The sequence below is a fragment of the Cupriavidus sp. SW-Y-13 genome, assembly GCF_009793345.1.
Lineage (GTDB): Bacteria > Pseudomonadota > Gammaproteobacteria > Burkholderiales > Burkholderiaceae > Cupriavidus.
Genome location: NZ_WHLX01000004.1, coordinates 253,307 through 276,695, shown reverse-complemented (window position 1 = coordinate 276,695; position 23,389 = coordinate 253,307). Strand labels below are relative to the sequence as shown.

The window sequence follows — 23,389 nt, the reverse complement described above, 5'->3', positions numbered from 1 at the left end:
ACGTGTCCGTACTATCTGAGGCGGTGATGGAGATTACTCTCGAACAAGTAAAAGAGATCTATCGAGACGCAATTGGCCCGAAGGCATGTGATGGCGAAGGCCTCGATTGGTGGGCGTCGGTTGCGGTTGATGTGTTGGCCGTGGTCGGCGCACCAAGTATCTGGAGTGCCGCCGACCGCCTCGCTTGGTGGCATTCTGAATGGGAGTGGGAAAAGATCGGAGATTCTGCATCGGAAGCCGCCAAGCGGATACGTCATTCAGCCCAGCGCCTAAGGTTGCAATAGCGCAATGAGTAGCGTAACCCAAGCATATGAGAAGGCCAAACTCAGCTTACGCCGCAGGAGCAGTTCATGTGCGACTGTCCAGGGCAGGAGTTCGTCGACCCGATTGATGGGATGATCGGCAATGCGCGCAAGCACCTGGCGCAGATTGGCTTCGGGGTTGATGCCATTCAGTTTCGCTGTGCCGATCAGCGTGTACGTGGCAGCAGCACGCTCGCCACCACGGTGTAGTTTTTGCGGCCCAGGGCTACCGCCCGCAACGCGCGCTCGGCCTCGTTGTTGTTGATCTCCAGATGCCCATCGCTGGCGTAGCGCGTGAACGCCTCCCAACGCTTGAGCAGAAAGAGAATGATAGCCGTCGTATCGGACTTGCGCGACAGCTTCCCCGCCGTCTCTTCGAGCCAAGCTTTGAGGGCGGTTAGCCGGGGTACGGCGTTGTGTTGCCGAATCTCCTGACGCCGATCCGGTGGCCGGGCATGTCAACTCGAAGGAAACCCAGCGTGTACTGAATGGGGATTTGAAGATGGACGACAGGGATATCGTCCTTGCCGATGTTCGCCTGCTGTTTCTTGTCACTCAGGAGCGATGCTGTCGCTCGCACAAATGGGGTGACCGACATCGTTGAGAACGAGAAGATCGAGTTCTGAGCGGACACATTGACGCCGGAGAACACGGCGTTCCGGATCCCAACGCTCAGGGCGAATCGGAAGTCCGAGTAGTCCACAGTCACAGTACAGGATGCGTTGCTAGCCTCACCGGTGAGCTTCGATCCAACATTGGCAGTGCACGGCCCAGCTGTATAGGGAACCGATGTGGGTTTAAGGACCGAGCCAAGTGCGGCGACGGCAAAAAAGATTGGCGTAATCGAACCCTCGCTCACCAAACAACCCCTTTGGGTCAATGGCAAGCCATCCCCACTCACCAAAATAGAGGATGTTCCCATGATGGATATCGCCATGCAGAACGACTTCCTCAACTCGCGGCCCAGACAACAGATGCACAGCGGCGATGGCTGAAACTCGGAGAATGCCATCCCCAGTCGATGACAGGCACCGTAGCGGCCTGAACCATTCGCCCAACGACACCACGCATGGGCGTTGACGAGGAGCATGCGCGTGCAATGTGTTCAGCACGGTGCAAGCGATCCGCATGGCGCTGTCGTCCTGTCCCGACTGAGAAAGACTGGCCAGTGACAGACTCGACTGAGCGCGCTCCATCAAAACGGCATCGTCACGGTGTGCCAACACCCGCGCTGCGCCGTCTCCATGCCACCACGCCAGAACCGCATTGCCACGATGCTCCTCGTCGCACGTGGCCACCTTGAGGATGGCTTGCTGCCCTTCAAACACTACCGGGAGCAGGCGGCTGGTCGCAGTCAGAATGGGATTGCCATCTGAAACCAAGCCCCAAAGACGGATGTATGCATCGAACATGTCTGGAATAGTACAGCGAGTTCAACGGCACTACGATGAGGTGGTGCCTATGGGTGGCCAGCCTCGCGGCTGTATTTCATCCCCTAGGCGGTTGCGAGCTGCTGATCGCACGGCAGCGGCACTCATGGCGGGTTGTGCAGGCGTCATCGCAACCCGGTCCTGATGCGCGAGGGACCTCGTTACCTCACTGGCTCTTTTACCGCAGCGTGGGTGGCTTCAACGCTCGCGCGCAATCAGGGTCCGCACATTATCGATAGGGGTGTTGCCTAGCGCCACGGCGCCTGGAAATAGCGGCCGCCCCAGCCGCGTCAGTACGTCCCCAGGGGGCACTTCCACTGCCAGACGCATATCGCAGGCGCACGCCAGCAGCATAGTCTCGTGCCAGCGCACGGGCTGGGCCATGTTGTGAGCCAGGTCGTCGGCAATGCGTGACGGGACGCGCAGTTCACGCGCGGCGCTGGCGCTGAAGTAGCGCTTGGATGGGCATCTGAGCGTTATCCCAGAGAAAGCCCGCGTCAGCGATGCGGCCGCGTCGTCGAGTAACGGACAGTGCGACGGCACGGCAATGGCCACGCGCTGCGTCGAACGCGCGCCGGCAGCGATGGCGAGTTCGGCAACGCGCGCCATGCCCGCTTCCGAACCGGCGATCACGAGTTGCGTTTCGGCGTTGTAGTTGGCCAGGTAGATCGGCGAATCCGGCCCGTTCACCGCGGCAATGATCGTCTCCAGCGGTCCTTGTTCCAGCCCGAGGATCGCGGTCATGCCATAGCCCGATGGGTACGCGTCTTCCATCAGCTTTCCACGCAGCGTGACGAGCCGCAGCGCATCGTCGAACGCCAGCGCGTTCGCCACTACCGCAGCCGCGTAAGCCCCGATCGACAGCCCTGCCACCGCATCCACGGTTGTACCGTCGTCGAGGAGATGCCGCGCGCTGGCCACGCCGGCCACCAGCAGGCATAGCTGCACGGCTACCGTGGAAGCGAGCCGCTCGGCAGCGTCAAGCCGCAGGACGTCATGCCCCAGCACATCACTGGCCTCGGCCAGCGTGCGCGCCACTGCGGGATGACCGGGCAGCGCGTGGAGCATGCCGGGACGCTGTGCGCCTTGGCCGGGAAAGCTCAGCAGCGTGGCCATGTCGGTTGCCAGGGGTCGTCGCACAGGACCGGCCCGCTATCGGTCTTGAGCAGTACACGGCCACGCGTGCGCAGCCGTTCGAGCAGTGCGAACGCCCCAGCGGGTGTAGCGATCTGGACGTCGAGTCGCACGCCGGAGGTGTCGAGCATGGTGCCGAGCTCGTCCAGTGCCGTCATCGGCAGCGCTTGCGGTGCGGCGATCAGCAGATCGATATCGCTCCCGGCATGGAGCACGTCGATGCCCGATGCCAGCGTAAAGCCGACGGCGCCGGTTACACCCCATTGGAATTGTAGTTTGCCAAGTTGCGCTGCAATGTGGTCAAGCGCGTTCAGCGCCGGAATCGCGTCGCGGCGCGGATGCATGCGCCAGTAGCCCTGGCCAGCGATATCGAACGGCGAGATGAGCGAGGCGCACTGGTCGGTGTCGATCCACGCGGCATGGCGCTCGGCGCGCTGCCTGCCACGCAGGCCGACGGGAATCCTGCCCGAGCCGGAACAATCGCGGTCGCGGCGTACCACTACTGGGGCTTGTGCCAGCCACTCGGCATCGGCCCAATCCGGCACGGGGGCCGCGACGGCAATCGCCGCGGGATCGCGCAACCAGATCAGATCGTGCGGCTGAGGGCGCTGCATGACATCAGCCTTGCCACTGGCTCGCCAGCGCGGCGCGCACGCGACGCGTTGCGCCACGGTTCTCGCCAGCAAAGCGCCCGCGCAGGTCGCGGTGCGGATCCGCATCGATATCGGCCAGCGCCTCCTCGAGTGCGTCGCTCACGGCTGCCAGATCCTCTGCGTCCGGCGTGGCGGTGTGCTGTACCGGAATCGTTCGCCAGAGCATGCCGAGCGTGGCATAGCTGTCGATGTCATAGGCCATCGGCGGCACCGTGGCGGCGAATGCCTCCAGATCCTCCACGCTGCGCAGCGTGATGCGCGCGGCCGCTTCCTTGCCCATCGCATGCACCAGCACGCCCGGGTCGGCCAGCGCAAGGATGCGGTTGGCCTGGTATCCATGTGCCAGAAATGCGCCGGACATCGCCTTGCCAACCAGCAGGGCAATCACCGGGTGCCCCTGCAGGCGTGCGGTAGCATAGGCCGCGGCGGCACCAGCCAGCGCTTGATGGATACCGAACGCTTCCTCGCGGCGGCCATACGCCTGGCTCGGCGTGTCTACGATGGCGATGATCGCACGCTTGACGGAGGCTTCGCGATCTGCGTCGATGGCCTCGTGGACTGCACGCGCGAGCGACCAGCCTTCGAGCAGGCCAACTTCGCCATTGCGCGCGCGCGGAAACGCACTGTCGGCGTCGGGGACCACGGCGATCAGTCGCGCGGGGCGTCCGCCCATTTCAATATCGGTTACCTGTACGGAGCGCGGGTAGCCAGACAGGCTCGGTGCGTTACCGCTGAGCGCGGCGATCCAGACTTCCCCTCGGCTGGTGGACTGGGTGTCGCTCATGACTTGTCTCCGAAGATTTGCCGCACGGTTTCCGGGGTGGGTTGATGACGCGCGTCGTACTCGGCCAGGCGTCGCAGATATTCGGCGTAGCGCTCGCTGCGATACGCGGACCGCGCCGGCGTTGCGATCAACTCGGCCACCACGCCGCGAATGACGGCGCTGTCGTCGTCGACGAAACGGTCGGCCTGTCCGGTGGCAATGCGCTGTTCGCCACCGGTGAAGCCCCAGATGAATGGCCGGTCGCGCGAGTCATACTCGCCAATGCCAGCTTCCTGCTCGATCACTGCCGGCCCGTTCAGGCCGAGCCGTGCCTCGCGCGTGACCACGAGGTCGCTGCAGAGGCCCGCTGCGATCGACATGCCGCCGAAGCAGCCAACCTGACCGGCGATCACGCCGATGACCGGTTGATAGCGGCGCAGGTCAACGATTGCCGAGTGGATCTCGGCAATCGTTGCAAGACCGAGGTTCGCTTCCTGCAGCCGCACGCCGCCAGTTTCGAACAGGATGACAGCACGGGTTGGGATGCCCTGGCGATTGTCCTCGGCGGCCAGCTCCAGCGCTCCGGCGATTTTTGCGCCGCCGACTTCACCCAGGCTGCCGCCCTGGAATGCGCCCTCGATGGCGAGCACCACGCTCGAATGGCCGTCGATCGTGCCCTTGGCGACGACCACGCCGTCGTCGCCCTGCGGCACAACACCCTGGCGTTCCAGCCACGGTGAAGTCAGGCGATCAAACGGGCCGGCCAGTTCGCGAGACGAGCCCGCATCGAGCAGCACCTGCGCTCGCGCACGGGCGCCAAGCTCGACAAAGCTCTCGCGCGACAGCAAAGCGGTGCGGCTCATGCTTGCTCCTTGCCTTCGTCGAGCGCCTCGAAGGCCTCGGCCAGCCGCATGCCCACCACGCCGGGCGTCGCGCCGAAATCGTGGATGCGGATACGCATCGCGGCACGCGCCTCTGCGCTGAACGCACGCGTCAGTTGGGCATCCCACACACGGGCGTAGCCATTGACCGATGTGGTCACGTCGATCGAAGTCTTGCCGGACTCTCCCGGCTCGATCATCACTTCCAGATCGCCGGAGCCGACCACACCCACCAGCACGCGGCGGCTGGCCGGTTCACCGGCGGGATATTCAAAGCGGAGCTGTTCCATCATTGGTCTCCTAATGGGGTAGTCGGTCTAGAAACAAGGTGGCGGCCAGCAGATCGGCCGCGCCACCGGGCGACATATTGCCGATCCGCATCGTGGCTTCAAGCTCATGCAGCCGGCGTCGCCCGGCCAGCGTGCCGATGCCGCCGGCTTCGAGCACAGCCTCGGCGCCGGCCTGCATCTCGGCCAGGCCTTCGCAGCCAGCGCGGGCCAGCACGCAGGTGTCATCGAGTTGCGCCATGATCGCCAGCAGCGCGTTGACGCGCGCCGCGGATTCCGCATCGCCGCGCAAGCGTGCAGCGTGCAGTGTCGGTAGGCCAATGCCGATAACGTGCGGAAAGCAGGCTTCGGCCTGGGCACGTGCGCCACCCACGTCATAGGCGTGGCGCGCCAGTTCGCCCTTGTTGCCGGTATGCGTCGGGCGCCGGCGGTCGGTTAGTCGAGCGATCACGCCGGCGATCTGCGCAATCGCGTTGGCATTGCGGCTCTTCCCAAGCCAGCCGGTGGCGGCAGCCAGCAGACCCAGCGCCCAGATCGCGCCGCGATGCGTATTGACGCCGCCCGTGGCGTCCAGCATCGCGTTTTCCGCTTCGCGGCCAAGCGAGCCAAGGCGTTCACGCAGCGTCTGGTCGATCCGCATGGCCCGTTGTCCGGCTTGCGCCATGGCCACGAAGCTGTCGCGCAGGCTGTGCGCGGAGTCGATCATCAGGCGCAACGACATGTCAGCGTGCGCGCCATTGCCGCGCGCATCGACCAGGCCAGGTTTCGGCGCGAGCATGGCCTCTTCGATCAGCACCGCGACCGCGATATCGCCAATCGCTCCGGCGCTGTCGTGCGCGAGCGAATCGCTGCGCGTCAAGGTTGCCAGCGCGCGCATCACCAGCTCCGGAAGCGTGCCGGCGGCTCGTAGAGTCCGCCCGACCATTCGACAAGGTCGGCCATGCTCTTGGCCGCGAGCAGCGAACGTGTGGCATCGGCGCGATGCACGCCGAGGTCTTCGGGCAGCGCGATCAGCCCGTCGCTTCGCATCTGGCGCGTGGTAGCGGGGTCATGACGCATCCCGATCGGCGTCACGCCCGCGACCGCGGCAATCATCCTGCGCCGTTCCTCGAGCGAGCGCGCCTTGTAGAGGTACGCGATACCTTCCTCGGTCAGCACGTGCGTGACATCGTCGCCGTAGATCATGACCGGCGCCAGCGGCATGCCGCTGGCCCTGGCCACCTGCACGGCATCCATCGATTCGACGAACGTGGGCTTGCCGCCGGCCTGGAACGTTTCCACCATCTGCACCACGAGCTTGCGGCCACGTGCGAGCGGGTCGTCGGTCTCGATCAGATCGAGCCACGCGGGTGTGGCATGGCGCCGGCCGCCGGGGTTGTGCCCCATGTTCGGCGCACCGCCGAAGCCCGACAGACGGCCGCGCGTCACCGTCGACGAATGACCGTCACCATCGATCTGCAGCGTCGAGCCGATAAACAGGTCCACCGCATACTGTCCGGCCAACTGGCAAAGTGCGCGGTTCGAGCGCATCGAGCCATCGCTGCCGGTAAAGAAGATATCGGGGCGTGCCGCGACGTACTCCTCCATGCCGAGTTCGCTGCCGAAACTGTGCACGCTCTCGACCCAGCCCGATTCGATCGCCGGAATCAGTGTCGGGTGCGGATTGAGCGTCCAGTACTTGCAGATCTTGCCCTTCAGGCCGAGTTGCTCGCCGTAGGTCGGCAGGATCAGTTCGATGGCGGCGGTGTTGAAGCCAATACCGTGATTGAGCGATTGGACCTTGTGGCGCTCGTAGATGCCGCGGATCGCCATCATGGCCATCAGGATGTGTACCGGCTTGATCAGGCGCGGATCGCGCGTGAACAGCGGCTCGCAGAAGAACGGCTTGTCCGACTGGACCACGTAGTCGATCCAGGAGCCGGGGATGTCAACGCGCGGCAGGTCTTTTGGATCGTCGACGATCTCATTGACCTGAGCGATCACGATGCCGTCGCGGAACGCCGCGGCTTCGATCAGTGCTGGCGAGTCCTCGGTGCTCGGGCCGGTGTACAGGTTGCCGTCACGGTCGGCCTTGTAGCCGGCCGTCAGCACGATGTGCGGCGTCAGGTCGACATAGAGCCGCGAATACAGTTCGATATAAGTATGGATGGCGCCCACTTCGAGCAGGCCGTCTTCCAGGAACTGCGAGATCCGCACGCTCTGGGCGCCCGCGTAGGCAAAATCGAGTTTGCGGGCAATCCCGCGCTCGAACAGGTCCAGATGCTCCACCCGGCTCACGCTCGGGATGATCATATGCAGATCGTGCAGGCGGGACGGATCGGCCTCGGCCAGCGAACGCGACAGGAAATCGGCCTGCTTCTGATTGTTGCCTTCCAATACAACACGATCGCCAGGTGCGGCGATCGCCTCCAGGAAGGGCACGATGTCTGCCGAGGGAATCACCTTTCCCGTGGCGATTCTTGCGCCCAAGGCCTGGCGGCGCCGCTTCTCGGCGCGGCGGGTATCCCATTGTCGTTCCGGTATCGGGTTCAGCATGACGTCTCCGGTGTGCTGCAGTCAGTACAGGAAAGATAGGCGGGCGGATCGCGCCGAACAATCAACGTTGGTGTCGGACCGTTACGCCCGGCGTAAATGACCTGGGCGCCATGATTAACCGGAGCGTAACGATCACGGGATGGCGTTGATTGATGCGGATGCTGGCGGTTCCTACAGTCGGTGTGCAAGCGCTGCCCGTTCGGCGCATCAAACCAAGAACCAGCACCCATCCAGGAGACACCCATGATCATCTACGGAACCGCGCTGCTTGCGCTCTGCCATCTGATTGGCCTCTACCTCGGCGACCTGCTTGGCGCTGCCATCGGGGTGAAAGCAAATGTCGGTGGGGTTGGCATCGCCATGTTGCTGCTGATCTCGATCCGGCTCTATCTGCACGATAACGGGTTGCTACCCAAGGAGACCGAAGCCGGTGTTGGTTTTTGGGGGGCGATGTATATCCCGGTGGTCGTGGCGATGGCGGCGCAGCAGAACGTAGTGGCCGCATTGCGCGGGGGGCCGGTGGCGCTGATCGCGGCGGTGCTTGCCGTGCTCGCCTCGGCGTGCTGCATTGCCCTGCTGGCTCGCACCGGCGATCACGAACCGCTTCCGCCGCTGCCTGCCGAAGGCACGGCGGCTTCGAACTGATGCACGGGGAGACTGCCATGACGATCGCTCCGGCCCTGATGTTCCAGAAAGTCCTGATGCACAACGCTCTGGTCACGGCGTTCGCCACCGTCGGCATTGTGATGTGGGTGTCCTCGCAACTATCGCGTCGACTGACCGCGGGGCGACTGCATGCTTCCGCCATCGCAATCATGATCGGCCTCGCTCTGGCCTACTACGGTGGCGTGGCCACCGGCAAGGAAAGCGGGCTGGCCGACTTCTCGCTGTTCTCTGGCATTGGCCTGATGGGCGGCGCGATGCTGCGCGACTTCGCCATTGTTGCCACGGCCTTCGAAGTGCAGGTGCGCGAGGCGCGCAAGGCGGGGCTGGTCGGAGCGGTGTCATTGCTGCTCGGCACCGTGATCCCGTTCATTGTTGGCGCCACGGTTGCAAGAGCGTTTGGCTATAGCGACGCGATCAGCATGACGACGATCGGTGCAGGCGCTGTGACCTATATCGTTGGCCCCGTCACGGGCGCCGCATTGGGCGCCAGTTCGGACGTGATCGCCCTGTCGATTGCCACCGGCCTGATCAAGGCGATCGTCGTGATGGTTGGGACGCCATTCGCGGCAGGCTTCCTCGGCCTGAATAATCCACGTGCGGCGATGGTGTTCGGTGGCCTGGCGGGTACCGTGAGCGGCGTATCGGCAGGGCTGGCGGCCACCGACCGGCGGCTGGTGCCCTATGGCGCGCTGGTGGCCACGTTCCACACGGGCCTGGGCTGCCTGCTCGGACCCTCGGTGCTGTACCTGGCCACCAAGGCCCTGGTCGGCGGCTGACGGCCTGGCGTCAGCGGTCCTTGTTGTCGGTCTGCGTAAGCATCCGGCAGACGGCGGCAAGGGCCAGGAGGTTGGGATCGCGTTCGCGGCGGCGCAGGAAGCTGAGTCCGATCGTCTGCTTCATGTCGTATTCGGGCGTCAGCGGAATGAACGCGACATTGCGCGCAAAGACGTCGCGCACGCGGCCCGGCAACAGCGCGTAACCGATACCGCCGCCCACGAGGTTCATCAACGAGAAGATGTCGCCGACTTTCATCACGACGTTCGGCGTGAAATCGGCAATGCGAAACGCCTCGGCAAATCCGCTTGACGTGACGAAACCGTCCCCGAGCGAGACGAACGGTTCGTCCCGGCAAGCGCGCAGATCCACCGCTTCCATTTTCGCGTAGTCCGAATTGGCGGGGGCGGCAAAGAAGATGTCGTCCTCGAACATCGCGATCGATTCGATATCGGCGCTCGGCTCCGGCAAGCCCATCAGGGTGGCGTCGATGGTGCCTTGCCGCAGCTTGTCGAGCAGATCGGCATTGGAGCCGAGCACCAATTCGGTCTGCAGTTCCGGGCGCCGCATCTTGATGCCGATGACGACCTGCGGCACGGTGCGGATCGTCAGCGAATAAAGCGAACCGATCTTGAGCTGGTCCGCCGAGTAGCCAGCGGCTTCTCGCGTCATGCGGATGCCATCGAACATGGTCTTGAGCACGTCGCGCGCGACATCGGCCAGGACATGGGCCGCGTCGGTGGGCAACAGGTTACGGCCCTCATGGCGAAACAACGCGCAGCGCAGGCCCTCTTCCAGCGAATGCAGGGCTCGGTGCACGCTCACGGTGCTGACGTCGAGCGCCTCCGCCGCCTTGGCCAGGTTGCCCGTTTCCATGAAGGCCAGAAGTGCCTCGAGCTTGCGGAAGGTGATGTCTTCGCTGATGCGGTTACGCATGGCTTGATCCTACAAGGTTGCACGAGTTTCGCATAAGTTACTGGGTTGCGGACACCCGCCTGCAAGTGCCAGATGGGCCGTCGCTTGGCGAAGCGGGCCCATCTTAGACGCTATGCAGATTGGCTTGGCTCGAGTATCACGATCCGACCGCGTTGTGCCGCTCGCCCTGTCCTATACGCACATCGGAACGTGTGGCCATGGCCCGGCTGGCGGCGCGCGTCCTTCGCGCCGGGCGGGGCGTCAAGGGCATCGGCCGCGACGTCCAATGTGCCCCGTGCGATGGCCATGCCCCCGCGACTTAATGCAGACCGAGCTTCTTGCGGGTCGCCAACAATGCAACGATGCTAATGATGGCCGCAACGATCAGGTAGTAACTTGGTGCAAGTTGGGAGCCTGTTAGCGAAATGAGGCCTGTGGCAATTTGTCGGGCAGGTGATCGTTTATGTCTGCGTGGGTGAGATAGCCGCGCTCACGGCCAAGCGCGATCAAGGCGCGCATCTGGCTTTGACGCTCCTGATCCAGCCGCACCTTGGACGCGCCGTCCAATTGGGTTGCAACCGGCTGGGCCTTGCCTGCCGCCTTGCGGCGAGCGGGCTTTGAACTGACCGCGGTCATGCCGGGTGCTGATTCGTCGCGAACCGGATTTGCCAATACATTCTCCTGAACGGGCTAGCCGACGATCGTCGCGGACATGACTGTTGGTCAAGCCTGCGGGGTGCGAACGAAATCGTGGAATGGCGCACGGACAGTCGAGGCCGGAATGCCTCCCGCAAAACCCGGTGTGCGCAAAATGAGGGATTGTGAATCATACTGGACGTCGTTGTGCGGCGCAATATGAGTATCCTCGGTATGGCATTTTGCCGGTGACGAGGTGATTTATTCGCTGTGCGGCACCCTGAATGCCTGGACACCTAATATGACCATTAGCCGTGCGGCGCACATCCATCCCGCAGTGTCCGATCTGTGCGACGCTGCTGCACGCGATGCGGATGGAGGCCCGGCAGGCGCACCATCCAACAAATGGCTTTGATGCTCCGACTCCACCACTGAAGTGCGCGACCCAAAGAACACCGGTGGCGTTGCTAATGCGGCGCTGTGGCCGGTTGCCTGCGTCGGAGAGGGCGCGCGGACGGGCGGACACGCCGTCCTCTTGTAACTAGCAGAACTTAGGCGGCAGCCTTTACAGTGCTGTCGACGCTCGAAGCGGGAGCGGCAGCCTTCGTGCGACGGATCTTCACCGCGGGCTTGGCTGCGATGGCCTTCTTGGTCGTCGTCGGCTTCACGGTTTTGATTGCCTTGACCGGCTTGGCTGCCTTTGCCGTGACGCGCTTTGTGGCAGGCTGCTTGGTGGCCTTTGCCTTCGTTGCCGGCTTGGCTTTGGCGGCAGCCTTTTCTGCTGCGTGGGCGGCGCGCGATGCGTCCTTCAGCTTCTTGAGTTCGGCGCGGGCCTTGAGAACTGCCTTCTTGCCAGCAGCAACCTGCTTGACGAGATCAACGCGCAGCGTGTCCAGCAATTTCTGCGCCGCTTTCACTTCACGATCGTATGCACTCGCCTTCTTTGCCGGCACTGCTGCCTTCTTCGGGGCGCGCTTGGTGGCGGTTACCGCTGCTTTGCTTGTGGCCATCTCGTTATCCATAGATTGGTTTTGACGGGGGCGGAGTGTATCAGCGAACGGCTGTAGAAACCATTGCTATGCACACGGCACGGAATATAGGCATGCCCCAGCCACCGTCATTTTCCAATCTCAGCGCGAGAAGTCGAAGCAATTTGCAGTCTGCCGTTCATGAAATGGCAATGCTACTCGGCGCGCAACCGTTAATCAGGCTGCCTCTTCTGCAATGAGAAAACGCTTGGGGTTCTTGCCCAACCACGCCGGTGCGCGGCCACGACCCGACCAGGTCTTACCGGTCTTGGGATCCAGGTACTTTGGGGGCAATGCGGCTTTCACTGTCGCACTACCGCCGTTCTTTGCTGGCCGGCCACGGCGACGCTTTGTAGCGATATCTTCTTCCGTCAGGCCGTATGTCTCCATCAGGCCGCGAATTTGCTCAATTACGCCTGCGACTTCCTCCGCCCGCATTTGTGTAAGTTTGGCTTCCAGCACCTCTTTCTCAGCCAGAAGTTGCTTGTATGTTGCCATTCGTCGCTCCACAAGAATTTCGAGAATTCTTTCATGCTATACCAGAATGCATCGGCAATGAAGGGCAAAGTACGCAGTCCCATAAGAGGAAAGGCTCATGTAACCCGAAAATGCTCCATAGATTGACCTGCATTGATTGCCCGTTGCAACCACTCCGGTATGGCCCCGACGCCGTCCCAGATATGACCCGCTGCGTCGATATACTTGGCATACCTCTTGGGCATGGCCTTTGTTTTCACAGAATCAAAGCACCCCGCCAGTTCAAGTTGCTGAAGGGTAATGCCATGGCGGGCGATAGCCGATTTGACCCAGAGAATTGCCTCGTCTCTGGCTCGAATGGCGGCGCCTTCGGATGGAAGCGCGAAGCTAATCTGCGCTGATGGCATAGATCGGACTCCTCACACTGGAGAATCAATAGCTGGAGTGGCGAATACTTAGACGGCAAGTGACATCGTGAGTTTATGGTGCTTAGCGGTCCCGGGCGTCAGGAGCTTGTGCCTGGCGGGGCGTCGTCAGCCTCGGGCGACACAAAATCGAAGTGTGCCGCCGCATACATGGCGTTGCATGCCCATACCTCTTCGCCATCGCGGATGAACCTTGCCCATTTACCATCGCTGATACATTCCGCTCCGGGAAAAACTTCATCGTGGCCGTTTGGGCCGTCCAGCGGAAAGGGCGCATGTGGGGTCGCCCAATATCGTCCGGCAGGCAGTGCGTCAATCTGCTTTTTCGTCATGCGTTCCCATGAATGTACAACGGGCCGTGCCACAGGCTCAGCAAGAGGCTACGATTGTGTCAGTACTGCGACTGCATGGCAGCCGCATGTCTGGTACCTGCGTAATTTCCGTCCGATCAATTCTTGTCAGATCAACTCGGCGATTCGAAATATGATCCCAAATTTGTCTTTGATTGTCAGCGTGTTTGGAATCGTGTCATGGCCGTGGTAGCTGCAGTTGTCTCGCGACAACGACATCTTAGTTTCAACGACGAGCAGGAGGTGAGAGTAAAGGTTCGTCAAAGGCAACGATGAGCTAGCTGCAGGAGACCATGCATCGTGAACTTGGACGCTCACAGGCCCCCATTCCAGCACCGACCTGTCATTCAGGGGCGATGTGCGGATTCATAGGATTACCTCACCGTCGCACATGGTCCGAACGGCTATTCCTTAGTCGTGGATGCCTTTGGGTTGGCGGAGCGTTTCCGGTCGCCCCCGACTTTGATCCACCGCTTGATCCGTGCGCGTAGTCGCCCCTTCAATGCACTGTCGATCGGCATCTGGTCGACCATTGCGATGGCCTCGTCCTCCTTCACATAGCCATACATCAAGAGCCGCTACGTCGAAGTCGCGGTCCTTGTCTCTGTCGGCGACGACCTTGGCCATGAAGAGATCCAGTACCCCGAGGCAATATGCAACCCGGCCGTTGGTGCCCGGATTCCGAATACGTTAGACACGATTTAGCCAGACCTCTGGCAAGCATGCTGTATCAGGACCGACCCCTTGTGCATAGTAGTCGTGTGTGTCGTGGAAAGTAGAGCCATTCCCCAATGGCAGCGTCGATCTGATCCGCCTTTTCCAGCGCGTTTAGCGGATAGATGTCGGCCTCAGAAGAAACGGTAAAGATCGCCGCCGGCCCGAACAGGGCAGGGCGGCCTTGGCGGTGCCGGGCCACCTCGGCTCGCCGACTTTACAGGTGACTCACTCCGAGACGCGCGGCATATTCGTCATCGGTGAGCTTTTCCATCTCGGTGGCCCGTGCTGCGCCAGTGTGGGGGTGACGCTCGGTCTGGCCGCCGTGGCCGACGCACTCGACGTATGAATGCTGCAGATCCGCGCGGTCTCGTTCGCGTGCCAGGTTGACGAACATTTGGGCGGTGGGGGAAAGGGGCATTGATTGCTCCTACTAGTTGGACAAGCAGCCATTGTCGGAGGCGAATTCAGCGCGGCAGGGGAGCGTTTTCCTAACGCCCCAGGCGTCGGCGACAATGCACATCACCCCAAGTCAACATCCGCAAATCAGCTACCGTCATAACCGCAATCCGTGCCGACATCGCAGCCAAGGGCTTTCTTTCCCCCGAGATCGAATCGAACCGTCACCAGCTCCGAGAGCAACTGGCGCCGAGCATCGCGGCGGCGGAGGCTGTCTCCGATCGCGTCACGAAGCACCTGTTCGCCGCGGACGTGACCGGCCCACGGGAGATCCTGGCGCTCTCGCTCTGGCTGCGGTGCTTGGGGGCATGCCAGGGAGCGTTTTTTGCTCGCGGAGCGCGGGATAGCGGCCGAGGCCCTGATCTTGCTGCGCAGCGGCTTCGAGTTCATCTTCTCGGGGCAGCCGCGCTCACGGACGCCAGTGTCTTCGAGAGCTTGGCAGGCCGACACGACTTTGAGCGCCTCAAGCAGGTAAAGGGGATGATCCGAGAGGGCGCCAAAGAGGGCACTCAACCGAGGAGCAACTCACGGACGGCTGGATCGTCCGTACCGGTGACGAATATCTTTGCCCGAAGGACGGCGATGTAGGCTACACGCCAGACCTGGCCGATGCCGGCACATTTGCTAGCGCGGAAGAAGCTACGGAGGCTGCTCGCGATCATTGCGATCCCGGATTCGTGGTCATGCGCGACCCGCGCTGAGAGTTCCTTGGTCTGCCGGTGCGGCTCCGATCTGATAGGACGCAGACGACGCATTTGGCGTTTCTGGCGTGCAGGCTCGATTGCATGGACAAATTAACCGATGGCCGGTGTGATCAACTGATGGGATTCCCCGCTCCCGCTGATTGGGCGCTACAGTGGCGCGTCTGCTGCGATGAGGCTGTTCTTGGTTGCGCCGCAAGTGGACTGCCAAATCACGGTCTACATTCATGAGGATAACTGTGGCTGACTATCTGGAGCGGGCTTACTGGGGGCCAAACGCCGACTCGCGTCATGGTCCGATGCCGGACGATGACTTTTCGGAGCGGCCTTCGCCGTCAGTTTCAGACACGATATCTGAAACTGTCAGCCCGTCGCCGGAGAAGCGTGCCGCAGCGTCGCCAGACAACCCCCTCGAACCGGGCGGGAGCGATGGATTGGCGATTGCGGCGGCGTTTCTTGTAGGCGCCATCACGGCGGGCACCTTCTGGCTTCTAACAAGAAATTCGGACGGCTTCCGGCCGAAGTAGGTTTAGCAACGGAGCGACCAAACGGTACCGTCGCGTTTCCAGACGTAGACCAGAGCGATGGTGCCGTTGATGTTCTCCAAGTCCCCACTCGGCAGCCTAGTTCGATTCGGGGTAGCGTTAGCGCATCATTTAACATAATATACATTATGTGCACTGTTGGTATGTTCTGAAGTGTTGCGTGTGGGACGGCACGGAGACTTCAGATACCGCAACGGAAAAGTGCTTTTATGGTATCTTTCGCCGTTGCGTTTTGTTGTGGGTTTAGGTTTTATGTTCGTTCAGGTCAGCGCCGCCGCCGTGCCACGGGCGCTCCGGGGGGTTGCGCTGGTCGACAGCAACCACATGCCCAGGTACTGGGCCGCGGTCTGGCTGGTCATCGCGGGTGCGCAATGGGCAACGTCCACGCAGACCATGCGGCTGCGGTACATCGAGAACCTGTATGAGCATGCGGATCGGTCATTCAAAGCGAATGCGCTGGATGACGCGCTATCCGACCTTGACGATGCCCGGCTTGCGGACATTCTCGAGTCGTGGTTCGTGAGTCTGCGTAATCAGCCTGTTGCCACTCGCAGCAATGAGGACCGGTGGCAGACCGGACTGGCATTCGTGACATCGGTGGTCACATGGCTGTCGAAGTCGGCGGACGCGAAGATGCGACAGATCGAGGCGCGCATCCACCGACTATCAACGCTTTACCGTCAGCTTCACATTCGCCAAGGTGCCCGCAGCGAGACCGTTCGGTCGTTGCCCTCCAGCGTGGTCGAGAATCTCTATCAGATCCTGGATCCGGAATCGGATGCCAATCCCTTCCAGCGCGCGCACACCCGCTGGCGGGTCTTCATCGCCTTCGTGCTGATGCTGCATCAGGGTCTGCGCCGCGGCGAACTCTTGCTGCTGCCAGCAGACGCCATCAAGAGCAGCTATGACCGCGAACTTGGCCGGACAAGGTACTGGCTGAACGTCCGGCAAAACGAGTATGAAGAAGTTGGCAGCGACAGCCGTTACTCGAAACCCAGCATCAAAACGCTCCATTCGGTCAGGCAAATTCCCGTCAGCGACGCAACGGCGGGCCTGGTGCAGATCTATTGCGAAAATTACCGGGGCCGGCCTTCCCATTCGTTCATGTTAAGCGCCCAGACTGGCGGCCCTCTTTCCACAGAGTCGTTGACGAAGATCTTTACAACGATATCGAAAGCGTTGTCTACGGATGTGCTGCAGGAACTGCACGACCGCACCGGAAAGAAGTCGGTCACCTGCCACGACCTCCGGCACACCAGCGCCGTATTGCGGCTTCACCAGCTGCTGGAGCGAGGCGACTCGATGCCCGAAGCGCTGCAGAAACTGCGTACATTCTTCGGATGGTCGAAAGAGTCGGACATGCCGTCGCGCTATGCTAGGGCTGTCTTTGAAAGCCGACTCGCGAGCGTATGGAACGACGCATTCGACGATCGTGTGGCCTTGCTGCGCGCGCTGCCGCAGGGACGCTGATCATGCTGGAGGCCTTCCCATCCCGGCTTCGTGGGCAAGCCGAGCCATCGGTGCTCGAAAGCATGGTGGCGTCACTGCCGGAGCTACCGCCCGTTGTACGCTACTACGACGACTTCGACGACCAACTCCGCTCCATCCCGGCAGTCCGTCAGACAGATGTCTTCGGACTTCACATCAATGGTCGGATGTCCCGGCTCGACTTTGGCCGGTATCCTGCTGTCTACGGCGCTGTGCAGAAGCATCTACTGGTCTTCCTGTTGGGCGAAGACTTGCATATCTCGACCTGCTTCAATGTATTGATCGCAGCAATGCATCTCGATGTGCATGACGTCGACCGCGTTGTTGCAGCCGGCCCAACCCGCATATCAACGATATGGATGGCGCTGCGCGCCCGTCAGTTGCCGGTTCACGCCTATCGTTTCGTTAAGGCGGTTCTGCGGCTGCTATGCAGACATCGCCAGCACGGGTGGTCCGAGTCCTATCTGACCTATGTCAGCGCTGCCCTGCCCGGCCCCGCGTCGGACTCATATGCCGGTGTGCGGTCGGGCGATGTCTTCCTGAGTGCTGATGAAGAAGCCGTAATCGTTCGCTACCTGGACGAAACGTCGGACCTCGTGAGGGCCCGAGGCTGGTCAGGCATCGCGCACGACGAGCTTTGCGAGGCTGCGATGGTGCTCTGTTCCTATCAGTTCGCCATGCGCCCAATTCAGGTCGCGATGCTGACGATGCGTGATGTACGGGTCTGGCAGACAGAGCCCCGCGGCGAACCGGCCGTTCACCTCACGTTTCTCATGGTCAAGCAGCGGGGAAGGCTTCGAAAAAGGCCGATGGTCCGTCGTGTGAAACAGGAGTGGGCGGTGCTGTTCACGGCCCTGGTCGCCTATGCAGATTTGCAAGGTCGTGACGCGAGCGATCGCGTCTTCGACGTCAGTTCCAATCATGAGGCCGGCTCTCGCATCGCCCGCTGCATGGAACGCCTCATCGGGGACGGCGCTTGCGCGATGGACCTTCGTCATACGGCAGCCCAACGCCTCGTTGACGCTGGTGCAAGCCACGAAGAACTCGCCGAGTTCATGGGGCATTCCGATGTACGGACGGGGCTGGTGTACTTTGCGGCATCAGCCTCTCACGCGGAACGGGTCAACAGAGCACTCGGCGCGTCAGATATATACCGGCGGGTGGCAAAGATCGCGCACGATCGGTTCATCTCCCCGGAAGAACTCACCCAGCTCAAGGGAGAACAGCAGATCGCCGGCGTGCCTCACGGCATCCCGATCGCCGGCATCGGCGGCTGCACGTCGGGGCAACCAGCCTGCCCCTACAATCCGGTGACGTCGTGCTACGGGTGCAGGAAGTTTATGCCTTTGCACGACAAAACGATGCACGAGAGTGTGCTGGCCGCAATGCGTGAAGTGGTCTTGCTCTTCGAGCAGAGTTCTCGTGGTGATGCCCAATCGCCGGCCTACCTGCAACTGCAGCGCACGATCGCCGAAATACAGGCGGTCATCGACGAGTTGGAAGGCGAGCGCCGATGAACCCACACTACTCTGCCTTCATCGAGTTGGGCAAGGCACTCGTCCGTGAAAAGGGCCTGCACTGGGACATACCTCTGGACGAGGCAGGCACTGCTCGTGACGGTGTCGGCTGGAATCTGACGGCGGTTACCGGTGACGTGCCACCCCCAAACCACTACCTGCGAGATCTCGGCGCTGAGGCGAAGGCGCTGGCTATCGTCAATGCAGAGCGCGTCGAGCGTGGCCTGATGCCACTGCCCCGGCGAGCGCTGGCTGTCTCGTGGCAAGACCTGATTAAAGCAGCGGTGGCTGAACAGTTGCTGTTCAGGCGTAACACCACGCGGTATGTGGCACATAGCATCGCGCGTCCATTGCGGGTGCTCGCTACGTGCGTGGACAAGGCCCCGTGGCAGCTGACCGCCGACGATCTGCGTGCGGCTGTTCGTATTGCAACAGCATGTCAGGCGACCGGCAAACTGGGGATCAGGTGGTCGGCATCGTCAAGACGGTGTTTGATGGTCAACACATTTGCGATGCGGGCCCATTGTACTCGTCGCTAGCTGTGCCGCGCATGCAAGTAAAAGGTACGAGCAAGGCAAAGCATACCTGGTCGCAGGATGAACTACGGGCCGACTTGGAGGCTCGCAAGCGCGGCGAACGCCTGCCTGAGCGCCGGGCGTTCTGGGAGCTGACCCGCATCGTGATGACCGAACGGCCACGCACGTTCATGGACGAGCTGCGATTCGCTGCAGTGCGCACTCTGATCGTGACCGGCATGCGTGCAGGGGAAGTTGCGTTGCTGCCGGCCGACTGGAAGCGTGAGCGGACGTATCTGGACTCGAAGGGTCGTCCAGCCGGTGAGTCCGGTGGCATCTCGACATCCTTGATGGTCCGCCACTTTGCGGAAAAGCAGCAGGACGCTGAAACGGACAGTCGCGTCCTGTTTGAAAGCGCTCAGCCGGTCCCGGAAATGTTCCGGGCGTTGCTGACAGAGACACTCGACCGTGTAGCCAAGCTCACAGAACCGCTCCGCGCGACGCTGAAACTGCAATGTGAGACGGAGCGACTATTGCCATGGTATCCGGTCGACAGTCTCGTACCTGTCATCGAGCTTTACACCCGTCTGGCAGGCAACCCGTTCTGGCTAGGCATTGAGCGAGATCCGTTCATAAAACGCTACCGCGATGGCCTCGATCCGTCAGTGTTTGATGAACTGTATGACCACCAGTGTGCGCTGTGGCGAAATGGCACACTGACCCTCGACATGTCTGTCTACGTGTTTGGGAATCGTCTGGTGAAGGCGATGCGTGAAGGCAAGACAAGCATGCGCTTCCGATACGCTAATGGCTCGCCGATCAGCCTTGTAAAGCGAATGGAGTGGCACGCTGCGTACTTGCACGTTGGCGAGCTCGAGGAGCATATGCGGTTCACGACGCCAACGAAGATATCCGACACCATGCGGCTTCCGCTGGCCACTGGGTTCGTTGGGCCCTGGGAGTTACTGTTCGTGCAGCCCAAACGGTCCGTGGCCGAGGAACGCGACGACGGGCTTTGCGATGTGACCCGCTACATGTCGGTCAACCGACCAGACCCTACGTTCATCGGACAGTCACTGGGTGACGCAAAGCAACTGCCGACGCTGTTTGAAAAGTACGGACAGACTGACGAAGACCGGGCCTTGAAGATCGAGGCACACATGCTGCGCCACATGCAGAACACCGAGCTGTTCCGGCTTGGCGTTGCCGACACGATCATCTCAAAGCGCTTCAACCGGCGCAGCGTTGCACAAAGCTATGAATACGACCATCGCAGCCTGGCGGAGGATCTTGACCAGATTGAAATTCCACAGGACGTCGAGATCCTCCTCGGCGAAAAAGCCGGCACGGTTGCCCGACTCATCAAGGGTGGCAAGGCAAGCGGTCCGATCGTCGATGCCTTCCGGCGCATCCAGAAAACGGAGGGCGACGCGGCCGCATACGAGTACCTGCGCGCCGAAGCGGACGGATTCCATGCCACCCCTTATGGGCACTGCCTGAACTCGTTCACGGTCGATCCGTGCGCCAAGCATCTGGAATGCTTTGCCGACTGTCGTCACCTCTCGGCCACTGACCTGCCGGAGCACAGGCGGAACCTGATCCGGCTCGAGGGTCAGCTCAAGCTCGCCGTGGAAACGATCAAGGCCCGCCCATCGATCAGCATTGGTTGGCAAAACCAGCTCGACCACGCGGAAAAACGGCTGACTGGCGTACAAGGGCTGCTCAAAACGCGGCCGGGCGACCGTCCCTTCCCCGACGGCATTGACCTCTCCTTGCCCCGACAACAGGGAATACTTGATGAATAAAGCCAATGAAGCGGCGTCGGCCGATGATGGGAAAATGCGCGAGATTCTTGAGCTGTTGCTGACCGACGACGAGGACATCTCGGCGCGCGCCGTCGCCCGGCTGCATCCGTCCATCAAGGCAGCGTCGTCGATCACCCGCAGCGAGTCACGCCGCAGGCTGCTTGCCGAGTATCAGCAGCGCCAAGCGGAATACCGGCGCTGGCGTGGCCGCGCTGCCAAGCGACCTGGCGCTGACATGGCCGCGACGCTTGCCGACAAGGACCTCAGGATTACGGAGCTTGAAGCCACCGTGCAATTGCTGACGGCTTCCCACCTCGCAATGCTACGTGCCGTTGGTGAGCTGGGCGGATTCAGCAAGTGGGCCAGATTCTACGAGCAGTATCGTGACGCCCGGGACAAGCTTGCAAAACTTGGCGCCCTACCCGAAGCGGCAATCGTCGCGATGCCTGAGAATCCTAAACGCCGGAACTAAGCGCGGCGACGCTGAATGCCATCCGGCGTGATACTGTCTGCATTGATGCTCGCAGCCACGAAATGGCTGCGGTTCCGCGGCGGAAGCCGTCTCTCTCCCGAAAGGAGCGTTCATGTCCTATTGCCCCTTCTTCCAGACCCTGCATGACGAAACCCGCCCTGTGGGCAACCTCGGCCGGGGAACACATTACTCCATCCTTCGGGCGCCGGTCTGGCATGACGAGCTTCTGAACCGGCTCGATCGCTGCGCATTCCTTGACCTCGCAGTCATCTGGGACGAGGACCATGACGATCGCGTGATCGACGCGCTCATGATGCTTTACGTCGGCGGCCTGCTCTCACCTGTGCGGTATATCGGGGAGCGCAAGGGTACGCTCTCTGTGTTGTTGGCTCCAAATGCAATGCGGACCTGGACCCCGAAGGCGCTGCAGCAGTATCGCGACGATATTGAGGATGTTTGCCAGTGCCTGGAAGATCCGTGGACGGCAAAAGTTGACTCCGTCGATGGGCGCGAGCACTCGATCATCCACAGTTCGGCCGAGAACGTCTCCATATATCTCCGCAACATCGACGTGCTGTGGGAACTGGGGGTCAAACCAAGGACGCGATAGTAGTCCCACGCCCAAGTGTGCAACGCGCAACACCGCAGCCGTCAGACTCCCGGCCTGGCGTGTCCTTCCGTTGCGCCTCCACACAAAGCTCAACGCAACGAAGACTGGTGCCACGGGCACGCAACACGTGCTAGCCAAAAAAGTGGGGGCCCTGTGGAAAATCCGTCCGTCTTCCGGCTGAAATACAACAAAATCTGAAAACCAAAACCAACGCAACACTAGGCCATAGGTGCCAAGAATTGGTATCAAGCGTCACACGTAGGGCGCTAAGCTGCTAACCGGGCCGCTCGGACAATAACGTCCGCTAGCGAGAACAATATGCAGTTGGTTGGCGTCTCGATTCCTACCTCTCGGACAATCGGCGATCTCAATACGCGATCGCCGTCTCGCACCGAGACTTGCAACTCGATAACCGTGCTGAAGAGTTCGCGCAAGGCTCGGGTCTGTTGCTGTTGCGCTTGCCGGCCTAGGGCCTTGAAATTGAACTCGGTGCAACCGGCGACATTGAGCGCATCAATTGTCTTGGTGACGCCGATCCGTGAACTGTTGCTAGCAAGAGAGTCTCGAAATCCCGCCTCGATCATGAGGGACACCAGGCATTGAACTGCCCAGGGCACGTCCTGGTCGGCCAGGAAATCCGCTGGGCGTTCGTATCCGAGTTCAGTCAACCGCTTCCCGAAACCAATCAAAGAGAAATTACTGCGCGGGCGGGCGTTGCTACCCAGCGCGGCGAGCAGAGCCGCATGGGACTGATAGCCAAAACCAGACGCGATGGCTTCGCTCAAGTGCGACGATTTGATGCCAGAAAATTGCTCTCGCGCGGCCTTCTTGTGTTCGCCAGCTGAGTTCTGAGTGAGAGCGGATGGGAATAGCAGCAACATGGGAAAACTCCGTTTCTTGCCCACAACCGACGATTACATGCGGGCACAATGAAATGGAGATTCACATGCCGAGGACGAGTGTCCGTAGGTATCGCAGGCCGTTTAACCCGTCGGCAGGTTGGGAGGCCATCCACCGCAAGATATTAGCGGCGAAGGCGCATCTGTGCAACTTGACGCCACCGCCGGCGCAAAGGGGAACAGATTTGGGGCGTGGAGGTGAAGGATTTTGGGGCGTGCCCTTGGTAGGTAGATCAGGACTTTGGCACAACATCGAACGTCACGCCGCCATCCCACTCGAGCGAGACCTGACCACCACACGAAGCGCAAGTATGGGAAGCGGCATCATGCGAGTCGTCGGCGAAATGAACTTCGCCACGGTGGCCGCACGTCGGACAGCGGTAGACGTATAGGACTTGACCTTCCACT

27 protein-coding genes and 1 pseudogene are annotated in these 23,389 nt (G+C 61.5%); 9 read left to right on the top strand and 19 right to left on the bottom strand.

The features are described 5' to 3' along the window. Positions 1 to 26 precede the first annotated feature (26 nt). Positions 27 to 284, top strand: coding sequence for a hypothetical protein (locus GA566_RS31370; protein ID WP_128646546.1), 258 nt, complete (start codon positions 27 to 29; stop codon positions 282 to 284). Here the strand turns inward: GA566_RS31370 and GA566_RS31365 are convergent. The 10 genes and pseudogenes from GA566_RS31365 to mdcA form a co-directional block, all read right to left on the bottom strand. Further along, positions 270 to 754: pseudogene (locus tag GA566_RS31365) on the bottom strand (transposase); the annotation flags it as partial. The gene GA566_RS31370 and the pseudogene GA566_RS31365 sit on opposite strands and share 15 nt — an antisense overlap. Beyond that, positions 700 to 954, bottom strand: coding sequence for a hypothetical protein (locus GA566_RS31360; RefSeq protein ID WP_128646548.1), 255 nt, complete (start codon positions 952 to 954; stop codon positions 700 to 702). The gene GA566_RS31360 and the pseudogene GA566_RS31365, both read right to left, overlap by 55 nt. A 145-nt stretch (positions 955 to 1,099) precedes the next feature. Continuing rightward, entirely contained in the window at positions 1,100 to 1,714 is a 615-nt protein-coding gene (locus GA566_RS31355; protein WP_017512060.1) for an aminoglycoside phosphotransferase family protein, read from the bottom strand. A gap of 216 nt (positions 1,715 to 1,930) precedes the next feature. Next, positions 1,931 to 2,848: a malonate decarboxylase subunit epsilon gene (gene mdcH, locus GA566_RS31350; RefSeq protein WP_111733863.1), complete on the bottom strand. Its 918-nt coding sequence runs from the start codon at positions 2,846 to 2,848 to the stop codon at positions 1,931 to 1,933. Continuing rightward, the gene (locus GA566_RS31345; RefSeq protein ID WP_038315473.1) at positions 2,833 to 3,480 is read right to left on the bottom strand and encodes a malonate decarboxylase holo-ACP synthase; all 648 of its coding nucleotides are present in this window, start codon (positions 3,478 to 3,480) and stop codon (positions 2,833 to 2,835) included. The genes mdcH and GA566_RS31345 overlap by 16 nt, the downstream gene beginning before the upstream one ends. Positions 3,481 to 3,484: 4 nt before the next feature. After that, positions 3,485 to 4,303: a biotin-independent malonate decarboxylase subunit gamma gene (gene mdcE / locus GA566_RS31340; protein ID WP_017512445.1), complete on the bottom strand. Its 819-nt coding sequence runs from the start codon at positions 4,301 to 4,303 to the stop codon at positions 3,485 to 3,487. Continuing rightward, the gene (locus GA566_RS31335; RefSeq protein WP_017512446.1) at positions 4,300 to 5,145 is read right to left on the bottom strand and encodes a biotin-independent malonate decarboxylase subunit beta; all 846 of its coding nucleotides are present in this window, start codon (positions 5,143 to 5,145) and stop codon (positions 4,300 to 4,302) included. Before GA566_RS31335 ends, mdcE begins: the two co-directional genes overlap by 4 nt. After that, positions 5,142 to 5,453, bottom strand: coding sequence for a malonate decarboxylase subunit delta (locus GA566_RS31330; protein ID WP_017512447.1), 312 nt, complete (start codon positions 5,451 to 5,453; stop codon positions 5,142 to 5,144). The genes GA566_RS31335 and GA566_RS31330 overlap by 4 nt, the downstream gene beginning before the upstream one ends. A gap of 10 nt (positions 5,454 to 5,463) precedes the next feature. Beyond that, positions 5,464 to 6,327: a triphosphoribosyl-dephospho-CoA synthase gene (locus tag GA566_RS31325; RefSeq protein WP_017512448.1), complete on the bottom strand. Its 864-nt coding sequence runs from the start codon at positions 6,325 to 6,327 to the stop codon at positions 5,464 to 5,466. Continuing rightward, positions 6,327 to 7,985, bottom strand: coding sequence for a malonate decarboxylase subunit alpha (mdcA, locus tag GA566_RS31320; protein ID WP_017512449.1), 1,659 nt, complete (start codon positions 7,983 to 7,985; stop codon positions 6,327 to 6,329). Before mdcA ends, GA566_RS31325 begins: the two co-directional genes overlap by 1 nt. A gap of 243 nt (positions 7,986 to 8,228) precedes the next feature. On the opposite strand from mdcA, the gene madL reads away from it, so the two are divergent. Beyond that, complete coding sequence (madL, locus tag GA566_RS31315; RefSeq protein WP_017512450.1) at positions 8,229 to 8,630, top strand: malonate transporter subunit MadL; 402 nt, start codon at positions 8,229 to 8,231, stop codon at positions 8,628 to 8,630. Between the two features lie 17 nt (positions 8,631 to 8,647). Further along, positions 8,648 to 9,427, top strand: a complete 780-nt coding sequence (madM, locus tag GA566_RS31310; RefSeq protein ID WP_017512451.1) for a malonate transporter subunit MadM — start codon at positions 8,648 to 8,650, stop codon at positions 9,425 to 9,427. A gap of 10 nt (positions 9,428 to 9,437) precedes the next feature. On the opposite strand, the gene GA566_RS31305 is transcribed toward madM, so the two are convergent. The 8 genes from GA566_RS31305 to GA566_RS31270 all read right to left on the bottom strand — a co-directional run bounded on the left by GA566_RS31305 (position 9,438) and on the right by GA566_RS31270 (position 14,942). Beyond that, entirely contained in the window at positions 9,438 to 10,361 is a 924-nt protein-coding gene (locus tag GA566_RS31305) for a LysR family transcriptional regulator (protein ID WP_017512452.1), read from the bottom strand. A 396-nt stretch (positions 10,362 to 10,757) separates the two neighbouring features. Further along, the gene (locus GA566_RS31300) at positions 10,758 to 11,012 is read right to left on the bottom strand and encodes an RNA polymerase sigma factor region1.1 domain-containing protein (RefSeq protein WP_017512453.1); all 255 of its coding nucleotides are present in this window, start codon (positions 11,010 to 11,012) and stop codon (positions 10,758 to 10,760) included. 515 nt (positions 11,013 to 11,527) lie between these two features. Further along, positions 11,528 to 11,986, bottom strand: a complete 459-nt coding sequence (locus GA566_RS31295) for a hypothetical protein (RefSeq protein WP_017512454.1) — start codon at positions 11,984 to 11,986, stop codon at positions 11,528 to 11,530. Between the two features lie 195 nt (positions 11,987 to 12,181). After that, on the bottom strand, positions 12,182 to 12,502 hold the full coding sequence (locus GA566_RS31290; protein WP_017512455.1) for an H-NS histone family protein: 321 nt from the start codon (positions 12,500 to 12,502) through the stop codon (positions 12,182 to 12,184). Positions 12,503 to 12,597: 95 nt separating this feature from the next. Continuing rightward, positions 12,598 to 12,888 carry an H-NS family nucleoid-associated regulatory protein gene (locus GA566_RS31285; RefSeq protein WP_017512456.1) on the bottom strand — a complete coding sequence of 97 codons (291 nt, stop codon included), beginning with the start codon at positions 12,886 to 12,888 and terminating at the stop codon, positions 12,598 to 12,600. A 98-nt stretch (positions 12,889 to 12,986) separates the two neighbouring features. Further along, positions 12,987 to 13,238 (bottom strand): hypothetical protein, encoded by a 252-nt coding sequence (locus tag GA566_RS31280; protein WP_082355058.1) that lies wholly within the window; start codon positions 13,236 to 13,238, stop codon positions 12,987 to 12,989. 949 nt (positions 13,239 to 14,187) lie between these two features. Beyond that, positions 14,188 to 14,391, bottom strand: a complete 204-nt coding sequence (locus GA566_RS31275; protein WP_111733865.1) for a hypothetical protein — start codon at positions 14,389 to 14,391, stop codon at positions 14,188 to 14,190. A gap of 125 nt (positions 14,392 to 14,516) precedes the next feature. Then, on the bottom strand, positions 14,517 to 14,942 hold the full coding sequence (locus tag GA566_RS31270; RefSeq protein ID WP_017510568.1) for a hypothetical protein: 426 nt from the start codon (positions 14,940 to 14,942) through the stop codon (positions 14,517 to 14,519). 985 nt (positions 14,943 to 15,927) lie between these two features. Here GA566_RS31270 and GA566_RS31265 point away from each other — a divergent pair. The 6 genes from GA566_RS31265 to GA566_RS31245 all read left to right on the top strand — a co-directional run bounded on the left by GA566_RS31265 (position 15,928) and on the right by GA566_RS31245 (position 22,082). Beyond that, a complete protein-coding gene (locus GA566_RS31265; RefSeq protein WP_008648470.1) occupies positions 15,928 to 17,145 on the top strand; it encodes a tyrosine-type recombinase/integrase in 1,218 nt (405 codons plus the stop codon). Then, positions 17,085 to 18,680, top strand: coding sequence for a site-specific integrase (locus GA566_RS31260; protein WP_237380096.1), 1,596 nt, complete (start codon positions 17,085 to 17,087; stop codon positions 18,678 to 18,680). Before GA566_RS31265 ends, GA566_RS31260 begins: the two co-directional genes overlap by 61 nt. Continuing rightward, a complete protein-coding gene (locus GA566_RS33485; protein WP_237380967.1) occupies positions 18,677 to 19,219 on the top strand; it encodes a hypothetical protein in 543 nt (180 codons plus the stop codon). Before GA566_RS31260 ends, GA566_RS33485 begins: the two co-directional genes overlap by 4 nt. Beyond that, entirely contained in the window at positions 19,147 to 21,000 is a 1,854-nt protein-coding gene (locus GA566_RS31255) for a hypothetical protein (RefSeq protein WP_237380966.1), read from the top strand. Before GA566_RS33485 ends, GA566_RS31255 begins: the two co-directional genes overlap by 73 nt. Then, positions 20,993 to 21,472: a hypothetical protein gene (locus tag GA566_RS31250; protein ID WP_008648465.1), complete on the top strand. Its 480-nt coding sequence runs from the start codon at positions 20,993 to 20,995 to the stop codon at positions 21,470 to 21,472. The genes GA566_RS31255 and GA566_RS31250 overlap by 8 nt, the downstream gene beginning before the upstream one ends. A gap of 112 nt (positions 21,473 to 21,584) precedes the next feature. After that, positions 21,585 to 22,082, top strand: a complete 498-nt coding sequence (locus tag GA566_RS31245) for a hypothetical protein (RefSeq protein ID WP_008648464.1) — start codon at positions 21,585 to 21,587, stop codon at positions 22,080 to 22,082. 266 nt (positions 22,083 to 22,348) lie between these two features. On the opposite strand, the gene GA566_RS31240 is transcribed toward GA566_RS31245, so the two are convergent. Further along, positions 22,349 to 22,963, bottom strand: coding sequence for a hypothetical protein (locus GA566_RS31240; RefSeq protein ID WP_017510566.1), 615 nt, complete (start codon positions 22,961 to 22,963; stop codon positions 22,349 to 22,351). Positions 22,964 to 23,389 lie beyond the last annotated feature (426 nt).